Annotated in this window: 17 protein-coding genes; all 17 read right to left on the bottom strand. The window is 64.1% G+C overall.

Translation table 11 applies throughout. The features are described from left to right. Positions 1–2: 2 nt before the first annotated feature. Complete coding sequence (locus tag KC8_RS19800; protein ID WP_157663911.1) at positions 3–173, bottom strand: hypothetical protein; 171 nt, start codon at positions 171–173, stop codon at positions 3–5. After that, on the bottom strand, positions 170–2,470 hold the full coding sequence (locus tag KC8_RS09865; RefSeq protein WP_157663912.1) for a glycosyl hydrolase family 28-related protein: 2,301 nt from the start codon (positions 2,468–2,470) through the stop codon (positions 170–172). The genes KC8_RS19800 and KC8_RS09865 overlap by 4 nt, the downstream gene beginning before the upstream one ends. Continuing rightward, complete coding sequence (locus KC8_RS09870; RefSeq protein WP_010127509.1) at positions 2,364–4,838, bottom strand: hypothetical protein; 2,475 nt, start codon at positions 4,836–4,838, stop codon at positions 2,364–2,366. Before KC8_RS09870 ends, KC8_RS09865 begins: the two co-directional genes overlap by 107 nt. Then, on the bottom strand, positions 4,835–8,674 hold the full coding sequence (locus KC8_RS09875; protein ID WP_010127508.1) for a zeta toxin family protein: 3,840 nt from the start codon (positions 8,672–8,674) through the stop codon (positions 4,835–4,837). The genes KC8_RS09870 and KC8_RS09875 overlap by 4 nt, the downstream gene beginning before the upstream one ends. Then, entirely contained in the window at positions 8,671–10,734 is a 2,064-nt protein-coding gene (locus tag KC8_RS09880; RefSeq protein ID WP_010127507.1) for a hypothetical protein, read from the bottom strand. The genes KC8_RS09875 and KC8_RS09880 overlap by 4 nt, the downstream gene beginning before the upstream one ends. Continuing rightward, positions 10,734–11,300: a hypothetical protein gene (locus KC8_RS09885; protein WP_010127506.1), complete on the bottom strand. Its 567-nt coding sequence runs from the start codon at positions 11,298–11,300 to the stop codon at positions 10,734–10,736. Before KC8_RS09885 ends, KC8_RS09880 begins: the two co-directional genes overlap by 1 nt. Beyond that, the gene (locus KC8_RS09890; protein WP_010127505.1) at positions 11,293–11,745 is read right to left on the bottom strand and encodes a hypothetical protein; all 453 of its coding nucleotides are present in this window, start codon (positions 11,743–11,745) and stop codon (positions 11,293–11,295) included. Before KC8_RS09890 ends, KC8_RS09885 begins: the two co-directional genes overlap by 8 nt. Then, positions 11,742–13,928, bottom strand: a complete 2,187-nt coding sequence (locus tag KC8_RS09895) for a hypothetical protein (protein ID WP_029624813.1) — start codon at positions 13,926–13,928, stop codon at positions 11,742–11,744. The genes KC8_RS09890 and KC8_RS09895 overlap by 4 nt, the downstream gene beginning before the upstream one ends. Beyond that, positions 13,925–14,560 (bottom strand): hypothetical protein, encoded by a 636-nt coding sequence (locus KC8_RS09900; RefSeq protein ID WP_010127502.1) that lies wholly within the window; start codon positions 14,558–14,560, stop codon positions 13,925–13,927. The genes KC8_RS09895 and KC8_RS09900 overlap by 4 nt, the downstream gene beginning before the upstream one ends. A gap of 79 nt (positions 14,561–14,639) precedes the next feature. Then, on the bottom strand, positions 14,640–15,059 hold the full coding sequence (locus KC8_RS09905; protein ID WP_010127501.1) for a hypothetical protein: 420 nt from the start codon (positions 15,057–15,059) through the stop codon (positions 14,640–14,642). A 66-nt stretch (positions 15,060–15,125) separates the two neighbouring features. Then, a complete protein-coding gene (locus KC8_RS09910) occupies positions 15,126–16,055 on the bottom strand; it encodes a phage capsid protein (RefSeq protein ID WP_010127500.1) in 930 nt (309 codons plus the stop codon). Positions 16,056–16,292: 237 nt separating this feature from the next. Next, a complete protein-coding gene (locus KC8_RS09915; protein ID WP_010127499.1) occupies positions 16,293–17,096 on the bottom strand; it encodes a hypothetical protein in 804 nt (267 codons plus the stop codon). After that, the gene (locus KC8_RS09920) at positions 17,089–17,433 is read right to left on the bottom strand and encodes a Bbp19 family protein (RefSeq protein ID WP_010127498.1); all 345 of its coding nucleotides are present in this window, start codon (positions 17,431–17,433) and stop codon (positions 17,089–17,091) included. Before KC8_RS09920 ends, KC8_RS09915 begins: the two co-directional genes overlap by 8 nt. Then, positions 17,423–19,066, bottom strand: coding sequence for a portal protein (locus KC8_RS09925; RefSeq protein WP_010127497.1), 1,644 nt, complete (start codon positions 19,064–19,066; stop codon positions 17,423–17,425). Before KC8_RS09925 ends, KC8_RS09920 begins: the two co-directional genes overlap by 11 nt. A 21-nt stretch (positions 19,067–19,087) precedes the next feature. After that, on the bottom strand, positions 19,088–19,936 hold the full coding sequence (locus tag KC8_RS09930) for a hypothetical protein (protein WP_010127496.1): 849 nt from the start codon (positions 19,934–19,936) through the stop codon (positions 19,088–19,090). Between the two features lie 14 nt (positions 19,937–19,950). Then, complete coding sequence (locus tag KC8_RS09935; protein ID WP_138956778.1) at positions 19,951–20,193, bottom strand: hypothetical protein; 243 nt, start codon at positions 20,191–20,193, stop codon at positions 19,951–19,953. A 2-nt stretch (positions 20,194–20,195) separates the two neighbouring features. Next, positions 20,196–21,803 (bottom strand): hypothetical protein, encoded by a 1,608-nt coding sequence (locus KC8_RS09940; protein ID WP_138956777.1) that lies wholly within the window; start codon positions 21,801–21,803, stop codon positions 20,196–20,198. Positions 21,804–21,908 lie beyond the last annotated feature (105 nt).

The following is a 21,908-nucleotide window of genomic DNA, read 5'->3' on the forward strand; positions in this document are numbered from 1 at the left end:
CATCATCGGCCGACGCCCCGATCTGGGTCGACGCGCTGGGCCTCGATCCAAGCCCTGAATCCCGGATCGCTCAGATGCTCTTGCCACTGGCGTTCGCTGATCTGGCCCGAGCGGTAGCAGGCCAGCAGATTGGCGCGCTCGTCGCGCGGCGGTGTGGAGCAATCGCGGCTCATTCTAACCGCAATCCAGTGATGACCACATCCGAGGTGGCGCCGCCTACAACCTGAAATGCCGCGAACACCGCGTCGGCAGGCGCAGCGGCAGGCGCACGCAGTTCCTGCCAGGTATCAAACCCATTAGTGTCGAGCCGAGCCTTATCCGCCGCAAAAACAGTCGACACCGAAATCTGCGACCCAGCGTAATCGTACCAAATCACCGCAACCGAGAAGTTCGTTATCGTCGCGCCAATGCCCTTGAGCTGCATTTTGACGATATGATCCTTGGCGTGAACCACCGGATGCCCGGCTGTGCCGGTCGGGGTCGTCACCGTCATCGAGGTGGCGACAGTGGTGAACTGGATAGCCGACGTTGCTCCGGGCGGCAGATCGGCCGTGTATTTGTTGAACGATGCGCCGGCAGGCGCGCCGGTCACGGTCCACCCACCCTTCGCCGTCAGGTTCGCGGCCGTCGCCATCGACGCGCCGGTCGTGTCGAACGCTGTGATCGGGCGTGGCTCCGAGTTGAGCCGCCAACTAGGCTGTGTCGACTGCGAATTATCGATTTCGAGATCGCGGAATAGCGCCTTGCCGCCCAACACAAGATGCGCGTTGCCGGCATTCGTCTGATAGGCCCATTCTTTGAGACGCGTGCTTTCAATGATGACCTGGAAGTCATCATTGTTCTTGCAATCGGCGAACAACGATCGCGACGAACTGGCCGTCCCGTCCGGCCGCCGCATATTACAGTTACGCAGCCTCAACCGGCCTTTCGCCGCCGGGTCGATGATGAACGGCACGCCCGAGCTGGACCCAAAATATCCGTTCGCGATGTCCGCGATCGTCACATCGCCGGTAATGTAGTTGGGGCAGGTATGCTCCCAGATCGGCGCGATGATCGTGATGCCCTTGCCGTAAATATTGAAGCCAGCCGTCACCGCACGCTGGAATTCGTCACCGATCGAGACAACTTCACCAATATCGTTGCGCAGGCAAAAACCCTGGGCATCGTCCCACCAACTACTGCTCGCCTCGAATTTCTGAGGAACGTAGGTCGAGCCTGTGGTCGTGATATAAGAATTGGTGGCGTTGCCATAATAAGGCTGCAGCACTCCGCGCTGGCGATAGTCGCGGATGAAGATTTCTGATTGGGGGAATGACGCCTGGGCTGCCTGGCCCAGCAGGTTGCCGTTGACGATGCCCGCCTTGATGTATCGGATCCAGAGGCCGTCGATCGTCACGAACTGGGTCGGCCCAGCGCCGCTGTCCGAAGTAAACTGCAGCGCGCAGCCATAATTCTGATGATACACCGGCGCGATCGCCGCCCCATCGGTCTCGAGGGCCATGTTCTCGATCCGGCAGTTGCGAAAATTGTGCAGCCGCACGATCGCATTCTGCGCCGATGTCGCAATGCCAAAAATCTTCGCACCAACAGCAAACGTGATCAGCTTGCTGTTCAAAATCCACGTCATCGACGTGATGTTGTAGGTGCCGGGTGGAAAATGGATGTGGGCAGCACCGCTGAAGAGTGCTGACGCGATCGCGACGGTATCGTTCGCGACACCATCGCCCTTCGCATTATATGGCGCATCGGTGACATAGACCATCCGGCCCAGGCGGTTTCCGACCGTGCCGGGCTTATAGGTGACGCCGTGCGAGAAGCCGACAAGGTCGGAGCCGGCAGGCAGCAGGATCTGATCGGGCGGCGCCTGGCCGTCGAGGAACTGCCAGTTCCCGTTGACGTCGAACGCCGCATATTTGGACGCACGCGTCGCCACCGGCGCCAGGGTCGGGGCGACTTCCCCGTCCTGCACCTTGACCGCGCGGGTATCCAGTTTCAGATGCGCATCGTCCTGCTCCTGCTCGATCAGCGCGCGGCGATCCAGTTCCCGCTCATGGGCTTCGGCGGGGAACGGATCGTTGCTGACATAATCAGCTTTCTGAACCCGCGCAGTGCTGCGAAGCACCTCAATCTTGTTACCAATCGCGTCCGCCGGCGCGCGGGTAAGGGTCGCTGAATTCGCCATGCCGTCGCCGGCAAGCGTGTAACCCACCCCTTCGGTCAATTCGGTCCGCGCGCCGTCAGCCGCCACCAAGGTGACGAGCAGGTCAAGCGGCTGCAGGAACTGGATATCGGCGAGCGACCAGGCGGTGGTGGCGCCATCGCAGCTGAACGCCTGGGAGCTTGGTCCCGAATTGACCGTCATTCTAACCCCCTTGAGCGAGCGCCTCGATTGCAGGCGCCCGGTCGGGGGTGAGTTCACCGGGAGCCCAATAATAGTTCTGTCCGAAATCTTTCCAAGCACGATCTTCAAGGCGGCTGAATGCCTTGGCCGCGTCGGGATCCAGCTCATATTGCAGCTGGTCGAGCAGCACGCGCTGGAAGGCGAGCCGCGAATACCAGATCGAAGATCCCGGCGTATATTTGCCGACGAAGCGGGTGAGCTCGCGGCCGAAGTTGGTCGGCTCATCGCCGGGCAGCTGCAGTGCATTACCCAGGGTCAGCCGACGCGTATCATCCACGAACGACGCCACCGGCCCCGCCAGTGTGACTGGCAGGCCACCCCCGAAGCGGTTCACGTCGGAGAACAGGAAGTCGCCGGCGACGCCCATGCCGCCGCCCTGCAGCAGGGCCGCACCCCAGAAATCCACGGATCCTATCGGGCGCGGATCCTTGCCCTTGGCAACATCCTTCGCCTGCATCGCCAGACCACCGAGCAAGGTGGTGGCGATCACCAGATTGGCCACATACGCCGCTTTGCTGCCCATCGTTTTTTGGCCCAGCGCGCGCATGGCATGTGTCATCATCAGGGTGACGCCGAAATTCTTGTACATCATGACGGAGCGCATGAATTCGCCGCCCACCGTCCCCGGCTGCCCACCCGAAAAATAGCTGCGCGCGCGCAAGCTCGCTTCGGGCACGGCGAAGCTGGTTTCGGTCTGCACCATTTCCAGCAGCTTCGTCGCGATCGCCGGATTATCGACATCATCGGGCCGCAAGAATTTCGCCCCCTTATGCTCATACAGCGGGGCGGCGCGTGCGATCTCCCACCCGTCAGCGCCGATGCCATAACGGGCCATCGTGCCGCGCAGCTCATCGGGCAGCGCGGCCCAATTCACCCCGACATGATCGGCGAGCGTTCCGAAAAACTGCATGCCGAACGCCCACTTGCCGGCCTGCGTCCAGGGCGACAACAGCGACGCGCGCAGCACCCCGTCTGACAGGCGCTTGGCAATCTCGCGGCCCTGAACCTCGCCGACATAGCGCATCTGCGCCGCCGCCATCTGGCTGGCACCGTCCGCGATCAGGCCCAAGCGGATCGCCAGGCGCTGATCGTCGTTCATCGTCGGCGTGAACAGCTTCATGTAATTGCCGAGCACGCCATTATACGGCAGGCCCGCCATGCGGGCGGCGACCTTCTGAAAGCCCAGATCGCTGATCGCCGACACGGCGGCACTGCCTAGCTGCGCGGATACGAGCACCGATCGCAGCGTGGAAAAGCCACGCGCCACCTTGCCGTTCACCGGGGCATTCGCGGCGCCGCTATAGCCATCCCACAATTCCTGGATGCGGTGCACGGTCTGGCGTGCGCGATCGGCCTCGCCGTCGACCAGGCGATAGGACCTCGCGGTGCCGGCGGCGTCGATGCGCGCGCCTTCCTTCTGTGCCAGATCCTGCATCCAGCGCAGCGTGGCGGTCGGGTTGGGGCCAAGGATCTCGAGCGCGGCGATATCGCGCGCCATGCCCTCGATATGGCCCATCATCGCATCGAACGGATTGGCGCCGCCGAACGCGTCATTGTAGGCCAGCCAATCATCGGCCGACTTGAAGATCAGGAAACGATGATCCGCCCGCGCATTGGCCAGCTTGCTACCGCCGATGCCCCCCGCCGATCGGCTCGACCAGCCATCGGTCGCGATGGTTTCCCACACGTCGCGCAGCGCCAGCTCCAACCGCTCGGGCGTGAACGCCTTGCCGGTCAGATTATCCGTCATCCGTTCGGGATCGAGCCGGGGCAGGATCGCATTCCGCCAAGCCTGATAGCCGGCCTTGCGCACCGCCAGGCTGTCATGGCTTTGCGGCAGCCCCCAATTTTCCAGCTTGCCGATCGCACCGCCGGCGGCGTTGAACCGCTGGCGCAGGCCTTCGGCCGTTCCGGCCCAGGCCATCGCGATCTCGCGTGCGGCGACATCCTCCACCGCCTCGCCAAACGCGGCACGCACCGCATTGTCGAGGTCCGCCGGGTTCATGACGTTGCCGACCAGGTTGCGCCGATGCCGCTGGAACAGCTTGTCCAGGCCGCTATGCGCTTGGCCGACAATCGATTTACGGCGTGCCTCGACGTTCGAATAGCTGGCCTGGCCATGGGGGTCGCGGTCGATCAGCGCCAACAGACCACGATTCAGGTCCACGGTCCCATCGGCCCGGGTATAGCCGCCCGCCTCCATCACGATCCGCTTCTGCGCCGCGATCTGCAGCACCGCCTGTCGCCGTTTCAGCGCCTTTTCGGTCGCAAGCCGGGCGATTGTCTCCTCGCTCGCCATGGCGGCCGCCGTCTGCGCGCCGAACTGGCGCGCATAAACGCGCTCGAGCTCATCGAACAATTCGCCCATCTCGGCGGCCTGGTCGCGGTTGACCTTGCCCTGGGCAACCAGGTCGGGAAGGCAGGCGCGCAGGCTCATAGCAGGCAATCCTTCGCCGCCGCGATCGCCGCCTCGTCAGCGTCAAATTCGGCAAGAACATCCTCGGACGAACGCAGATCAGGCGTCCGTTCTCCATCACGCACGGTTTCGCCGATCGCGAACAGCGCTGGCTGCTCGACGCTCTCAAACATGGGAAGATCATGATGTCCGGCCTGGTCGGTCGTGGGCCGCAACGGGGCTTCTGCGCCAAGCGCTGCGCGCTGCCGCGCGAGCGCCGCGACGTTGGGATCTACGGGAAGATTTTCCCGAAGATTTCCTCGCGGGTCGCCGCCGGATTGTCCGCCACCGCCTTGCGCACCGTTTCCGCCGCCCGATCCTCGATCTCCGCCCAGTCGAAGGGCAAGCTCTTGGTCGGATGCAGCGACGATGCGGGGCGCTGTTCCTTCGGGGACGTCATTCGAGACATGAACATAGCCTGCCAGTTCCTTGCCACGTTCGTGCACAATCTGCTCGAAGGTGGCCTTCGGTGTGTCGCCTACCGCGCGGATATAGTCTGGATCAACAAGGCGCCCGGTCTGTTCGAAGCGGGCGATCGCGCGACTGACTGCCTGATCGTTCGGCAGGTCGACAAGATGGACATAGACGCGATATCCCTTTTGCGCAAGCTCCTGCACGGCGGCATCAATTCCCGACGCCGTACGGCCCACCAGCGGCAGCACCATATTGTCGCCCCGCTCCATCGCTTCGCGGCGGGCTTGGGCCGCCAGCGCCGCGCTTTCCTCATGCACCGCCATCGCGCCAATGCCGTCTTCGAACTCGGGCAACATCACCTTGGCGGCATCGCTGTCGATAATCCGCGCGCGCTCGGCCGCCGCCAACGGATCGGCGAAGCTGGATTTTCCGGACGCCGGTGGCCCTAGCACGATGTGCGCAACGCGATCGCGTGCAACGTCATCGCCGGCTAGCAGCATGTCGACGATCGCGGCACGAATATCGTTGCGCGATTTTCCGGTGGCGTCCAGCGTGGCGCCAGGAATATTGATCGTGCCCGGCGCCCGGCCATCGCGACCGGGGAACTGCGCCAACAGGTCCGCCATGCGCTGTTGCGCAGCCCCCAGCGTTTCGTCGGTTTGGGGGTGACGCGCCTCGGCCGCCGCCATCCGCCGCACATCATGCTCGATGAGCTGGGTCAGCTCGGCCGCCTTGGGCCCGTGGGGATCGTCGAGACCGGCGCGTGAGGCGCCCCCGTCAAAGTCTAGGAAGGCTTCGCCCGGCTCTTCCGCCCGTTCATCACCCAGGCCGCGTGCCTCTTCTCCAACGTCGCTCCCGCGTCCTGCTCCATCAGGAAAGCGACCATCGCCGGCGCTTTCTCCCATTCCTCGGGCGACAGCGTGTAGGTCGAGGTCGCCGATCCCGTCGAGGAACTGGCGGACGGCGGCGGCGCGGCGGTTGGCGCTGGGATAGAGCCGGACAGCGGCAAGGAGGGCGTCGCGGACGGGCCCGTCGCGATTGGCAAGGGTGGTGATGAGCTGGATGGCTCGATCGGCATCGGACAGCCTTTCCGCGTTGGCGCCGCGCGCCAGAACATTTCCGGTATCTTCGATCCGCCGCGCATTGTCGACGAGGTTGCGGAACGTCGTCTTGTCCCGTTTCAGCGCACGCCGCGCATCCTCGAGCACGCGGGCGCGCTGGACGAACAGCGTCTGCAGCCGATCGGCATCGCCGAACATGGTCAGCTGCGCGCGGGCCTCGGCCTTGGCGAACCCGTCGAGCACCGCCTGGCGCACGATTGTCTCGGCCTGCAGCGCCGTGGTGGGATTGGTCGCCGCCAGCAGGTCGACCATAGCGAGCTGGGCGGCTTCATCGTCGGGCAGCACGCGGCCGATCGCGGCGCCCTGTTCGGCGGTGATGACGTCGTTGATGACCGCCCCGAACGGCTCGTCGCCAAGGCGCGCCAGCGCCCGCGCATCGCGAACGATCCCGCCCGGTGGCAGCTCGAACATTTCGCCGGCTTCACGCAACACCTTGGCCGCGTCGACCGACGTGCCGGATCCTTCGGCGATATTCTTCAGCGCAGCCCACACGCGCGCCTGGTCGGCCGTCACCCCGTCCGCCTCTCGCAGCGTAATGGCGTCCAGCCAGATATCGGCCGCCGGATCGGCCGCCTGGGCGCGCTTGGCCAGGCCAAGGCGTTGATGCCCATCAGCCACGACACGCCTGCCCGCGGCATCTTCCCAGACAATCACCTTGCCCGACAGCAACGGGTTCCATTGCTTCACCCCGCGCAGCCGTTCGGTCACGCCATCCACATCGCCGCCGGCTTTGTACTGCATCGCCACCGCATCGGTGGTGAGCTCGCCCGGCCGATATCGATCGGCCGTCATCCCCGGCATCGCCGTCGGCACGCCGGCACCGCGCGGCCCCGCCATCCGCCGATCCATCTCGGCCACGACGTCGCCGGCGGTCTTTCCTCTCAACAGCCCCGGATTGGCATCAATCGCGCCCTTCGACATCAGCGACGCCATCGGCGTGCCCGGTGCCGATCGCAGCACTTCCAGCGCTTTGTTCGGCCCAAGAAAATGCATCAGGTACAGCCCGCCATCAGTCGGGGCGACGCCGGCACGCTCAAACGCGGCGGTGTAATTGCCAAGCGCAGCATCCATCAGCCGTTCCTGGACGGCGGGATCCATCTTCTGCGCGATGATCTGCGCCGGCGACTGGCCGGTTTCACCGAACACCTGTTTGTGCAGCCCCAGCCAGGTATCATCGATAAACTGATAGCGCCCTGCGGCCGTCTGGCCCGGCATGGGATTGCGCGCATCATCCTTGCCGCCGCTCTCGAAATGGCGGATCCGCGCTTTCACCGCATCGGTTCCGCTCGATTGCGCCAGCCCACGCGGGGCCGCCAACGGCGCCGCAACCGTGGCCACCGGCGGCGCATCCCCTTCGAGGGCCGCAAGCGCTGCTTTCAGGCTCTCGCCATGGGCTGCGGCCCCCTCGTCGGTTGCGGCGAACGGCGAAGACGATCGCGCCCACTCATCGCGCTCGACGACATACGCGGCGTCCAGCACCTCGCGCGCCGCCGGTTGGCCGTTCAGTACCCGTAAGCCACCACCGACTGCCTCGGCTCCGCCGCCGAGAACACTGCCGAGCAAGCCCGCCATGCCAACATCGAGGGCGATTTCCTTCGCACCCCAATCCATTCCGATCGACTTGGCATCCCGCGCGATCAGCGGTTCAGCCAGCAGCTGCAAGCCAGCATTCCCAAGACCTTGCCGCGCGGCTGTGTTGAATATCTGGCGGCCGAACGATACACCGCGAGCTGCACCGCCGCCAAAGGGTACCCAGGACAGTGGATCGGTAACGCCACTGGCCAGCGCCCCGCCCCACCAGGCCAATGCCCCGCCGCCGCCCGTACGTTCATAGACCGCGTCCGATTGGGCGACGGTCGCGCGCCGGCGCTGCGCCACCATCGCATCCAGCCCGATCCGGTCAGTGACGCCCGCGAACGCAGGCACCAGCTTGGGATTGCGCGCGCGTGCCTCGCCCGCCAGGCGCAGCAGCGCATCGGTGCGCTCATTATCCCGTTCGGCATCCGAACGGATATCGGCAGGATCGCGCCGGCCATATCGACGCCGATCGATTGCGCTTACCTGATCAGCATAGCCGCCGGCCTCAAGACCGGCCTTCAGCTCATCGAGCGCGGCAGCTTTGGCATAAGCCCCATTGAGGATGCCAGGACCGGCCATGCCCGATCGCCAGCCTTCGCGCGCGGCCTCGAACAGGCTCGGCATCGGTGGCGCCGCTGGCGTCGTCAGCGGTGACGCCTGCCAGCTTCCCCCTGGCAGGTCGATCAGATCCTCGCGGCCGTTCACCGGCGGGCCCCCAGCTGGCGGATGTCGAGCACCACCGGCTTGCCATCCTTGCCGGTCAATAGCTGCGATCCGCCGCGATCGGTGGCGAGGAAATATCGGCCGTCCGCTGCATCGACCAGGCGGGCATTGCGCAACTTTTCGACGTCACCTTCGGGGCCGGGTGCGACGCCCGTGGTGAACAGGCCGCCGGTGGACGGTCCGGCGGCTGCGCGAAAATCTGGCATATTGCCACCCAAGCCCTTGCGCCATTGCGTGATCGATGCGCCGTCGATGGCGCGCTCGACTTCATCGACCGTCATGTCGCGCGGGACGAGGTAGGTGACGCCGCCGCGTTCGCTCAAACCGCCCTGCACATCCCCATTGGGACGACGCGTGGCGCCGGCGGCATGCTGCAATTCGCGGCGGAACAGCGCCGGATCGAATTCACCCGACCGACCATGGCGCGCGGCATAAAGCGCGGATGTGGTTTGCAACAACGCCTGCCGCTGCGGCGGTGATCGGCCCAACGCGGTGCCGATGGCATCGGTAAATTCGCGGGCAGCACGATCCTTGTCGATCAGCTTTGGATCAGCCTTTAACGCATCCTTGCCGGCAAACACGGCGTCGGCCAGGCCAACACCAGCAGGGCCGGTGGCCAACCAGGCGATATGACCTGTGAAGGCGTCATTGCCGGCAACCTGGCTGAGAGCTTCGGGTGCGAACTGCGCCATACCACGGATGATGCCGAGAGCATTCCGCCGGGTGTCGCCACCCTTCTCCATCTGGCTTTTCAGCGTATCCACTTCCTCCGCCAGCAGCACCGGGACGCGAGCGAGGCCGTAGCGAGCCTGCACCTTCAGCGCAGCGCCAGCCCGTCGCCCGGCGGACGCGGCATCGGTCAACGGCTCGAGCGTCACGATGCCCTGCCGCGACGCCCACCCCATCGGATCGCGTTCCAGCCCTGTTTCCATCGTCGATCGGAACTCTTCGGCGCCCTGCCGCTGCGTGCGCGCCTCGATGTCGTTCGGGTTCGCGCGGATCCGCGCATCAAGGTCGGAAATATAGCCGCGCACCTCGAGCGGTGACGCCTTGCCGATCGCCGTCACCACCAGATTCTTCGTGCCCTTGACCCGCAGACGCTCAGCCAGCTCAGGCTTTCCCGCCGCCGCCGCCTGCGCGATTGCGGACGTCAGCTTGTCGGGCGCGACCGGAATGCCGGCGTCGATCGACAGTTCATAGTCTTTCGCCTGATCGACGAGCTGCGCGTTGCGCTCGCGCTCGGCCGCCTTGGCTTCGTTGACGCTGGCGCGTTGGCGGGCGCCAACGAAACTACTGATCGCCTTCAGACTTTCCGGGTCCAGGAAAGGATTTAGTCGACCGCTCGCAATCTCCGCGGCCGCCTTGTCGGGATCACCTTCCGCCAAGCCTCTCAGATAGCTGTCCGCATAGCCCGCTGCCGACTGGCGCTTAAACTTGACTTTGGCAGCTGCCGGCCCTTCCCATCCGTCGACAGTATCCGACATGCCCTTGATCGCTTGGGCAAACGTCGTCGGGCTGGGGTTGGTGAATAGATTGTTGCGGTCGATATCAACGATCGCCTGACCGTCATCAAATTGCTTGGTGACCCGGGACTTAGTCTCGAATTCATATTCGTCGAGATCCGCGGCTGATCGATAACCGGCATATTGTTCGTCGAGCCAGCTGACGACGCGCCGATCGGTATATTTGCCCTTCAACTCGGCATAGGTCGCATCGGCCCGGTCGATCACCGCCTGGCGATGACCGGCGGCACCGGGCGCGGCACTGTTACGCGCATCGATGCGCGCCTTGCCGTCATCCGCCCGGAAGCGCGCCAGATCGAGTGCGGCAGCCGTCTGGTTTTCCTCGAGCCGGCGGCGATCCTCGATCGCGGCCACCCGATCATTGACCTCGATGCGATCGATCGCGGCGCCCTGGACGGCGCGGCCGAGCGCTTCGACGCCGGCGCCGATGTCGGCACCGAAGCTGGCGGCACTCCGGTTCGGCAGCGGCATCGCACGCGGCGCGGGATTGCCAGGCTGATAGATGGGAGCCTGAGCCATCAGCGGATTGTCCCGTAGCCAATGCGGGTGGAACCAACCGTGCCAAAGTTGCCCGCGCTGGTTGATCCCACCGGCAGAGGCATCTGCAGCGATGATCCGCGTGATGCGGCCGACGCCCCCGCCAGCTTCGAAGCGTTGCCCATCGCGCTTGAACCGGACAGCACAGCCGCCCCGGCGCGCAGAAAGCCACCGATCCTGGCGCTCTTGGCCGCGCTGCGGGAGGCCGATGCGTCGGCGCGATACGCCCGCGCCTGGCTGCTGGACGTGTAGCGCGATGCCAGCACGTCGAATTCGGCGTTGATCGCGCTTTCGCGCAGCACTTCCAGCGCGGTCCCGGTGCCGAGCTGGATCCCGCCGGCGCCCATCTCCGAAATGGCATCACCCTGCGCCATCCGCGATCGCCGGCGGATCTCCGCCTCTTCCATCACGCCACTGACTTCGGCTTGCTGCGCATTGGCATCGGCCGCGCGCGCATTGGCCATGCCAGCCTTGTAATCGGCTTGCCCCTGCATGATCGGGCCGGCAGCCTGCAGGGCCATGATCCCGATCGTGATCGGATCAGCCATGTGCCACTTCTCCCCGGATCCGCGCATACATGTCGAAATCTGTCGTGCCGGCGCGCCAGCGGTGCAGCGTGCCTTCGCGCTGAAAACCCAGCATCCGCGCCCACCGATGGCCGCGCACGAAATCGGTCCGCACCAGCGTGTCAACGCGGACATATTCGTCGCAGGCGAGGAAACGGCCGATCGCGCGCGTCAAAGCGACGATGCCGACGCCAATGTCCCCCGAAAGAACGGCCCAGGCGGTGGCATGGTACGCGTCATTCTCGACGACGCCGGCGGCAACCACCGGCACGCGATGGCGCAACACGGTGTAGGCCGGGCCGGCGGCTGCCAGATAGTCACCATGCTCGACGGTCAGCGCCGCCCCGCCCATCGTTTCGATCGACTGCTCAGCCTGGACGCGGATCCGCGTCAGGTCGATGGGTTCAAAGGGGATGATCTCGATCATCGCGGCGCGGTCTCCAGCACGGGGATGGTGGCCAGTAGGCACGCCGGAAGTGGTTGATCCGAACTGATCTCTATCTGCCCGAAGCGCTCGTGTTGGCCGATGGTGTTGATTTCATGGTCGCCCGTGAACAGCGGCACCGCCCGGTTCATGGCATCCAGGGAAAGCCGGTGCTCGATGGGTTGGGACGGCAGCCCCTGGACGCCGATGCTGACCCCCAGCGTCTCGAGCATGCGGAGTACAACCGATATGATCCGCTTGCGCTTGCCCTGCGCTGTCCCGTCCTGGCCGCCAGCCTCGATCGCCAGCGTCTTCAACCGCCCGCTATAGCCACGTCCGATATGGACAACGGTCGATGCGCGAGATTCCGCGAGCGTGATCGCGCCCCCCTCGACGATCCGGTCCGGGTGCGGCGATCCATCGGCGAGGATCTTCACCGTCTCCCCCTCGAGATGGCCCAGCCCGGAAATCATCTGTGCTGTCGGCCCTTGATAAGACAGGCCACAATCGACAAAAAACGCCTCGTTGCGGCTGTCACCAACTTCCCACAGCGGTGCCATCCGCACGATTGCCCGTTTGCCGCCCCGCCGGGTCGCCAGCCACAGCTGATCGCGATCGCCATCAGGATCCGGGATGCACGTCGCCCACTCGACCAGCGTGTCTCCACCCAGCGGATGGCGCGCCCACCCCTTCACCTGTTCCTCGGGCGAGTAGGTCAGCGACAGCAACAGTCCATCGGCCCGCCAGGCCCAGACCAGGCTGTCGGGCTCCTGCTGATAGGTCAGGCCGAGGATCTTGCGCTTGCCCAGATGCTCGGCGACAACGGTTAAATCCGGCGCCTGATAGCGATCGCGCTGATAATTATAGTCGATCTCGCGAACCTTGCGGCCTGCCTTCTGGACGAACAGCATCCGCGAACCGGCTTCGCATGGCTTGGCCTGGCCAGATCCATATTTCGACTGACGCTTGATATCCGGACGGGCTTCGCCCTGGATCCGCGTCGCTTTATATTCGGCATTGGCCGCGCCGATCAGCAATTCCTGGTCGGCCGCCAGCCACAGGATCGGGTTGGGATCGGGCAGCGGCACGCGGAAGGCGCGATCAGACGTCAACTCACCGGCGCTATTGCGTTCGCCGAAATCATCATAGCCGCCGACCGTTGAGCCGTAGAGCGTCGCATCCTTGGCGAGCACCAGGCGCTCGTTCCAGATCGTCACTGCCGACGGCCAGCCATTGGCGGTTGAAAATGCGCCAAGCGCCCAGCGCCAGCTGGCGGTCGACGTCAGGCTGTCAGGCAACCGCCGCACCACTTCGGCCGTCACCTGTGTCGGCGAGGTGTAGCCGGTGATTTTGACAATGCCGTATTTATCATGGCGATACTGCCAGAGGATACCGCCTGCATCCTTGTCGTTGATATCCTTGCCAACGACCACGCCATCCCATTCGGCGCCTTGCGTGTGGATCGGCTGCACCGTTCCGCTGCGCCCTGCAGTCGCTGCATAATAGACCTTCGCCTCGGATCGCCGCAACGCCCCGACGATGACACCGTTATAGCCTGGCTCCCACGCGGTAATCGCGGCAAAATCCTGCGCCTCAAGACGCATAAGCCCGCCTACATGGCCCGCGACGAACAGGGGTCCGGATGACGTGATCGTAATGCTGCCTGTCGTGCCATCGGCTGTCACAGTCAGGGTTTCGTCGGTATTGTCGTCGTCGAAAGGGCCGTTCTTCAACACCAGCTCGGACAGGGCGAACGTCTCGGCGCCAGTGCGGGCGAGGACTCTTGGCGATGTTTGCCCGTGGACCAGATAAAGAACATCGACGGATGGCTGGACGTCGAGCACGTTGAGCTGCGCCCAGGTCCACGGCGTGGTCACCTGATATGCCACCCCGGGCGCGGTTTCGATGCGGCTATTGTTGGTGTAAAATCGAAACGCCGCCGCCGACGCTTCAATCACATAGCCTTGCGTGGTGAACGGAACGAATGGGATCAGGCGGCATTGTGCCTTGGGCGTCTCGACGTAGATTGTGCCCGACCGCTTGACCACTGGCCCCTGGATCACCGGCACGAAGTTTTCGCACTCGGCGACACCGATTTCGTAAACGGCCTGGTCGACGCGCCCGAACATGCGCGGGCTAAATTCCCCGCCGTTGAAGCTCGTCTGCATTTTTGTGGCGCGGCTCATGCGAGCGCGTCCAGCCAGCTATAGCCGCCGATATCACCCATATCCTCGGGCGGCGTTTCCATGCCGTCGAGGCGCTTGCCCTCGGCGATCCAGCCATTCAGTCGTCGCTCGAGCTTGGTGTCGATCTCGCTGGATCCGGTGACCGCCTCGCAAAGCTCGACTGCCAGGCTCGCCGATTGCGTCATCACGAACCCAGGCGACCACATCGCCGGATTATCCTCGCGGCCGATATAGATGATCGGCAACGGCGCGGCGCGGTTCGACAAAAGCTTATTGCCTTCGCGCCGCGTATTACCGCCACCGCAATAATCCACGCCGTCATCATCGATCGGCCAGATCGGACTTATCCGCCGCATTTCCTCTTGCGGCAACCAGCGCAGGCAATCAGGCGGCAAGGTGAATGAGCGCGCATAACCGAACGCCGGCGCTGCCGCGTCAGCCCCCAATGCCTTGCGGCGAATGGCGAAATTCCATGGGTGCGAGGCAAGCGTTGCCTCAAGCACCGTATCCCAGGCGGTCCGCGCCGCATTCGCGACCGCGGAGCCCTCTTCCAGCGACAGGATCCGCGTCGAACTGCCCAGCTTGACCAGGGCAAGGTTCACCACATTGGTTTGCGATCGCGCTGCAGGCACCGGGCCATCCCTTCATAGAAATGTCGCCGGCGACGTCACCCCCGTGAACCGTCGCCGGCGACACCGCGAGCCGGCGGCCTCAGCCTCGGTGGCTCGCGTACACGTCGACGATCAGCGTGCCGGCCCCAGGCAGGGCCGCCGCGCCAACCGTCAGGATGATGGTCTGGGTTTCGGGCTCCGCCTCGGCCAAGGCCGCCGCCTTACCGAACATCGTCGGGGTGTCGGTGGCGGTGAACGCGGCGGCAGCACGATATTTCGCAGGCGTGCCGGGCACGCCGATCGCGATCGTCGCGGCGCCAAGCGACGTATCGGTATTGAGCATGCCGTGCGCAAAACGATATCCGCGCGGCAGCTCGACCAGGTAGCCAACGTCCGCACTGGCCTGCGCGGCAAGTGGAACGACAGCCTGAAATCGACGCAGCGGTGCACTGTTAAGATCACCGTCCAGCGACTTGCCGGCATTGCGTCGCGCGAAGGCGGTGGAGTAGAAATTCGCCATGTGATGTCTCCCGAAAGCTTGGAAATTCGGGCGGCGCTCAGGCCGCCCTCACGCAGGCGGTCCGGCTCAGGTGCCTTCCTGGCAGAGCAGCTGGAAGCACTTGTCCTCGTTCATGCGCGTGGCGGCGCACGTCCGACCGGCGAAGATCTGCCAGGCGAATTCCATGTCGGGACGCTGGACGACGAATGCGCGGTAATCCTGCCAGGTGCCGACATGCATGCCGCTCGGCACCCACATCGGAACGCGGCGATAGCCGTTACCATCAACGGTCAGCGGCGCGGCCTCTTCGAACGAAACACTGTCGCCATATTCCAGTTCGATGAAATCGAACCCCATGAACGACGTGACCTTGCCTTCTTGCAGGGTCAGCTTTTCCTTCTTGTTGAAGTCCGCCGACTGGATCTCGATCTGCTTGAGCAGGTCGGTCTGCTGCGCCGCCGTCGTCGCGATCAGCGGCCGTTCGGCCGCCACAGCAACATGGCGCTTTTTCAGATATTCGCGGGCGTAGATCAGCTTCTCGATCGACAGCCCGTTGCCGCCGCCGCCGGCGTTGACCGGCAGGATGTTGGCGGGCTTGAACGGTACGACGTCGGTGCCCTCTTCGCCGGTGAGCGCATTGCCGTAGAAGCCGAGCAACCATTCTTCGTCTTTACCGCGCGCCAGCGTTGCGGCGCCGGCCATGGTATAGCCGCCCTTCAACCCGATCTTGGTTTCAAGCTGATCGTCATTGTCAATGTAGAAATTGTAATAAAACTCTTTCTTCTTCGCCAGCCAACGCCGCTCAATATTCAGATCGGACGTCTTCGTCTTGCCAAGCCGCGTGTCCTTACGCTGTTTTTTGGCAGCGCCGAACAGATCTTCCAGTTCAACCTTTGGCCCCGTGTGGCTACCCGTCTGCGCATATTGCGCGATCATGGTTTCGGTCTGCTGCAGCTGCAGGCCGATATTACCTTCATATTCAACGGTACGGGTCGTTTCGACCGAATTCATCGGCATGGGACTTCCCCCAGAAAAAGGAACGATTTGCGTTGCTTTTTCGAAGGGATAGTCGACCAATGTTTCAGGCCGGTCCGCATTCTAGCGTTTTAACGCCCGCATCGGCGGCGCTGCTTTCGCGCCTTGCGCCCGGTCCACCACCGCAGCGATGCGGCCTCGGATAATCGGGATGGTCGGGGAGATTGAGGCTCCCCCCGGTGCCTGAGACGCAGAATTAGGCGGGTGGAGACTCCGCCGTCAAGCGCTCTTTTTTGCAGCGATCGCCGCGTTCAGGCGGTCCCACCGCTGTTTAGCGCCAGCGTCACCCGCCATCAGTTTCTCACGAAAACCCGCATCGGCCTGCAAGGAAGCGCGTTCCGCAACGGGATCGCTGCTGATCGCCCCGCCGGCAGGACCGTCGGTATCCAGCCGGCCATGCTCGCCCATACGCTCGGCCGCCGTCATGAAAAACTTGACCAGATTGGCCGATCCCAGCTTTGCATCCAGCTGATCGGCCAGATCCTGGTCGACCCCCATGGCCTTGGCGAATTTCTTGGCCGCTTCCAGTTTCGGCTGCCATTCTGTGCCCATCTCATTTTGCAGGGCCTGCACCTCCGCCTGGCTCGCCTGGTTGAGCGCGGCCATCTGCGCTGACGTCTGCTCATTGTTCCAGATCGCCAGCCGCTTCGCCTGGCTGGCGGTCAAGCCAATCTCATGCGCGACCCCGCGGAACCCATCGGCATATTCGGTCGGCATACCATCGGGAACAGCGATTTCATAAGCGGTGGCTTCGGCCGGGCGGCCCAGCCTGTCCCATACCGCCGCCCATCCGGCAGTATCGGTTTCGTCTTTCGGCAACACCAGCTTGTCGAGGCCGACCAGCTTTTTGGTATCGATGAAGCTGCGCGCCAGCCCTTCGACATTCTCGAACGCCTTCAGCGCCGGATCGCTGCCCAGTTCGGCAGGCAGGCCCGTCCGCCAGTCGGTGACGGCACGTTCGCCATCATCCCCGCCGCCAGCACCCTGATCGCCACCATCCGCCGGGGGTGTCACTTCACTCATCATCGGTCTCCACATCTTCCTGGTTGAGCTTGATCAATCGTTCGATCGCCGCGCGATCGAGCTTGAGCGCCGCCTGGATCCGCAACCACACCTCGCGCCGCCCCTCGAGCAAAGCGTGCGTGCGCGGATCCGCGTCAAAACAGGTTTCATCAGCGCGGCAGAAACGGGCGATATCGGCGAGCACCACGGCCGCATGCGGGGACGGTTCCGCCCGATCGCTCAGAAACGTGGTCGAATAGGCCCAATGGGTACGCCGCAAGCGCAGCAGCTCGCGCAGGCGGGCCTTTCCCTGGGCAGTAACCTCGCGCACCCGGGCATAGAAATCATCAGGCTGCATTGGCCATCGCCCCCGCCTGCGCCAGATCCAGCGCAACCTTGCCCGCCACTGGGGCCGCTTCCAGCAGCTGCTGCGACTGCGCGGCCGTGGCCCGCTCCTGGCGCTTTGCTGCAAGCGTTTCGCGCGACACCATCCACCCCGCCGGAACACCGTTCACATCGGCCAGGCCGCGCACGACGCTTTCGAAATCGAACACGTCCAGCACGGAATTATCGACCTGCGCAATCGGCGCGACACCTTCGACCGTGCGGAAAAAGCCCGACGCTTCCTCGGACCGCATGGCGCGGGTGAGCGGCGTGTCGTACCGGATCTGGAAACGACCACCGGCCTCGATCAACTCGGGCGGCATGTCGTCGAGCGCCCCCATATCGGCCATGCAATCCACTTCCCGGTCGACCAACGGCGCGAAGAACTCGACTTCCTGACGGCCCATCGTCGGCGCGAGCAACATGCCTTTCTCGCCCGATCGCTCCATGATCGCCGCCGCCGAAACATGGCTCTTCGCCTCGCGGCCGATCTCGAACAGGTCGACCAGGAAGATCGCATCCTCGTTATTGTGGCACATCTCGAGCAGCGCCATCGCACCGCCGGTTTCGCCGGCAGTGGCCAGCGCCTTCACCAGCAGCTCGCCGCGCGAATTGACGGCGCCCGTGGTCAGCCCATTCGGCTTCAATTGCATACGGCTGAGCACGCCATCGTCGGGCATGCCCAGCGGCGGTTCCGCGCGCATCTGTTCGGCGCGCATGATCGACCGCATCAAGGTGTTCGCCGCGCGCGCCCATGGCAACGCCGCCTGGCCAAGGCCACGCCCGTATTTTTCGAGCCCGCTTTTCTCGTAGCGCGACGCGATCAGCGGCATCTTCCGAAAGCCGCCTTCCTCGATCAGATATTTGTCGGCGATCGAGACATAGGCGCTGGCGACGGGCATGCCGCGCGCATCGAGCCGGCGCGGATCCACATCATGCCGCGGCTGCAGCACATGCAAATATTCGTGCTCGGCATCCGGGCGCCGGTCACGCCGCGCCTTTTGCACGCACTCGGGCGCCGCATCGCCCCATTTCTGATACGCCTTGCGCGCGGACCATTTGAATTTCTTGTGAACGACATCGATCCGGCCCTCGAGATCCTCGTCGAAATAGAGCTGGCCGATATGTTCGGTCCGGTAAAACAACCCGCCATTGCGCGCACGGTCGACCCACAGCCCCTGATTACCGAAGGCGATCAGCGAGGTGATGCTTTCATGGCTCTGGTTGGTGAACCCGCTGCGCGGCGCATAGCGCAGCTTGAACAGCAGCTTGGTCTTTTCCTCGAACCACAGCTTTACCCGATGGACCTTCAGCAATTCATCATCGTCGGGCTGCAGCACCTGGTAGATCGCGCCGCGCGGCATGGTGAACCCCTCGACCACCGCAACGCATTTCTTCAGGCTGTCGGCCGCGTGGCCGTCATACTGACGATGCGTCCGCTTGGCCCCAGGCGTCGCATTGGCCCCCAGAAAATCGGCCTGTCGGGGCAGCATGTGTCGGGCGGTGTCGAGCCAATCGGTCTCAAAATTCGCCCGATCGGCCTCCATCCGCGACTGCCGCTGCAGGATCGCGTCGACATCGACGGAACCGGAAACCGGAATATTCATGCTGCCCTCCAGGTCAAACGATCAGAATGCGAGGCTGTTCGCGGGGAAGCGGGCCACCTTGCCGCCACCCACGCGGATCCCGCCGGCGATTTCAGCAACGCCCACGATGCGATTGCCCGGCGCGACGACGGCGATGGCATGGATGTCCGCCGCCTCGCCGAAACCTTCGAAGCGAATATCGCGGGTGTAGATCGCCTGGTTGCCAATGAACGACCAATGCGCGGGCTCCACCGCGATCGGCTCGAGGTGCAGATGAGCCTGCTTGCCATCGCCGAACACAAGCCATGTCCGGCCATCTTTCAACGCCGACAGGCGACCAGGATCGCGATCGAGGAACGCCGCCGAAACCCCGTAGCTTTCATCATCGCTTTCGATGGTTGCCGAAAATTTCAGCGGTACTGACCGTTCGTTCGGCTCGCCTCCCTCCAGGTCGGGCATCGCGGCTAAAAGCGCGTCGCGGAACTCCGCTGATCCGGCGGGCCGCAACACCACTTCGCCCCCCTCCATCTGGGCAAATGCTAACTCGACAGCAGTGAGCGGAACGGCGCCGGCACCGTCATCGGAGATGAAGCCGGTCATGACACCTTCGCCGCTGCCAACACCGTCGACGGCAGGGGCATCGCCTTCGTCACCGGAGCCGGTCTGGACCTCACCCTCGGCACCGGCCTGCAGATCCTCTGCAGGTGTCTGCGCCGCCAGCGCATCGTCGATCACTTCGAGCGCGCCCTTGCGCGCCCTGGCTGGGCCTTCCGCCAGTTCGGCCGCGCGCAACGCATGAAGAATTCCAGCGTCGAGCCCCGTCAGCGCGTCTTTCAACTTTTCGATCGATAGCGCCTTCAGCCCGCCGATCAGCCCGTTTTCATCGTCCATGGTCAAATCCTCCGTCACTGGCCAAGCAGCACTTTGCCGCCCGCCGTCCTCGCTTCCGCACCCGACGGGCCGGTGAGCAGGTTTGCTCCGGCGCCACGACGGCGCCGCAAATCATCGTCTGCCTGCATCTGGGCAGCGGCATCGTCCCGCGTGACCGGACGCTGGGAAATCGGCTGGGCCGCCTTCGGCTTGCCAACTATCATTTTGCCAATCGGACCGAGCAAACTACGGCCGATGAAACTGACGGCAGAACTCATGATCATTCTCCTGAAAAATAATCATTGCCGCAGTCGACCAATGGAGGCCGACCGACATTTTTCTTGTCTCTTCCCATGATGCCGGCCATTGCCGCGCCATCCGCCATCGCCGCATATTGCAAGGCGTCATGGCCATGACTGTACATGTTCTTGTTTGGCTCGACGTCGAAACGCCCTGAACCATCTCCAACCGCGACTTTTCGGTAATGATATCCAGACAGGAAACCCTTGCGCAGGATCTTGCAGGTCGGCGAAATCAGGAAACCGGGGAACTGACCGTCGAGCAGGTTTACCAGCGGAACGCGCACCGCCTCGAGGCGGACGTGTAGCGCGTTCGATCGCGCGGGCCGGATCTTGAACCGCCGGCCCAGCTGGCCCTGGACGATCGCCATCCAGCTTTGCTCATTGCCAGAATTGTCGGTGCCATCCTTCGCGGACGGATCGCACCAGATTTCGATCGCGTCCTCGCGCTCGCCCGGCACGTCATCGGGCGGCGGCCCGCCATTGTGGCCGATCCCAGCCTGGGCGGCGTAATGCTCCGGGAAATGCTCGGCGAGATACGCTTTCAGCCCCTTGCCGAACCGCGTCGGGCCAACGCCCGACAGGGTTTCCTCGGCTTGCGGGAACACCAGGAACTCGCCCAACACGCGCAACTGGCCAAGGCTGGTGCGCTGGCACACCACGGCCGCCGGCGTCAGCCCGGCATCAAGGCCGATGATCAGCTTGCGCGCAGGATCCGCCACCAGCGGCGCCGGCGCGATATGCTGGCCGAAGTTGAATTCTGGATAGACCGGCTGCCCGTGCCGCATCGGCACGAACTTGTTGTCCACCATCCGGTCGAGATAATCCTTCGACGGATTGAGCGCGATCTGCAGCTCGTAATAGCCCGGCGGCAGATTGTGCAGATTCTCGGCGCCGGGTTCACGCGCGCCGGGCTGGCGGTAGAATTCGATCAGCGGGCGATCGCCCACGGCCTTCTGCAGCGCGACCATGGCGGCAGGGTCGAGCTGCTTGTCGACCAGCACGCGGTACAGCCAGTTCTCGGTGTCGACCGCGTTCATGTCGATCATGATCATCGGATCGACGCAGCCGCCTTCCTTGAAGCCGGGATAGCGGCCGACACGCCCGGCGAGGAAACCGAGAATGGCTTCCGCCAGGCGGTCGCCTTCGTTCAGCCAGGCAGCGGTCCATTCCTTCCCGCGCAACACATCCTCGACGCGGTTCTCGCCGATCGCGATGAACTCCATCTGCAGATCGAGCATTTCGGTGCCCGCCGCGTTGAGCTTCACCTGGATATGGTGGGAGCGCGGATAATCGTTGACGTAATGGCCCACCGATTTCGGAACCCAGCTATGCCAGGTGGCGAGCACGGTGCCGTCGAGATTGGGGTAGGTGTCGCGGATCACGCCGATCTTCGCGCGCCGCCATGAAATGCCGCGCTTGTCCTTGACGGGCTTCTGCGCCAGTGCAACACCAAAGCACTTGGCCACCCCCGTCGAGGTTTTGCCGGATCCAACCGGCCCACAAATCCCCGACACGAAGGCACGCGAACGACGCCACTGATCAGCGATTGGCCCCACGGGCTGCATCGCGAGGACGGCGTTACTCACCCCGTGCCCCCGTTCCAGCGAACGAGAACCCGCACCCCGCGCCCCGGATGGCGCTGAAAATGTTACGGGCCCCCGAGGTCGAGATTTTTCCTCGCGGCAGATACG

The sequence above is a fragment of the Sphingomonas sp. KC8 genome, from assembly GCF_002151445.1.
Classification (GTDB): Bacteria; Pseudomonadota; Alphaproteobacteria; order Sphingomonadales; family Sphingomonadaceae; genus Sphingomonas_E.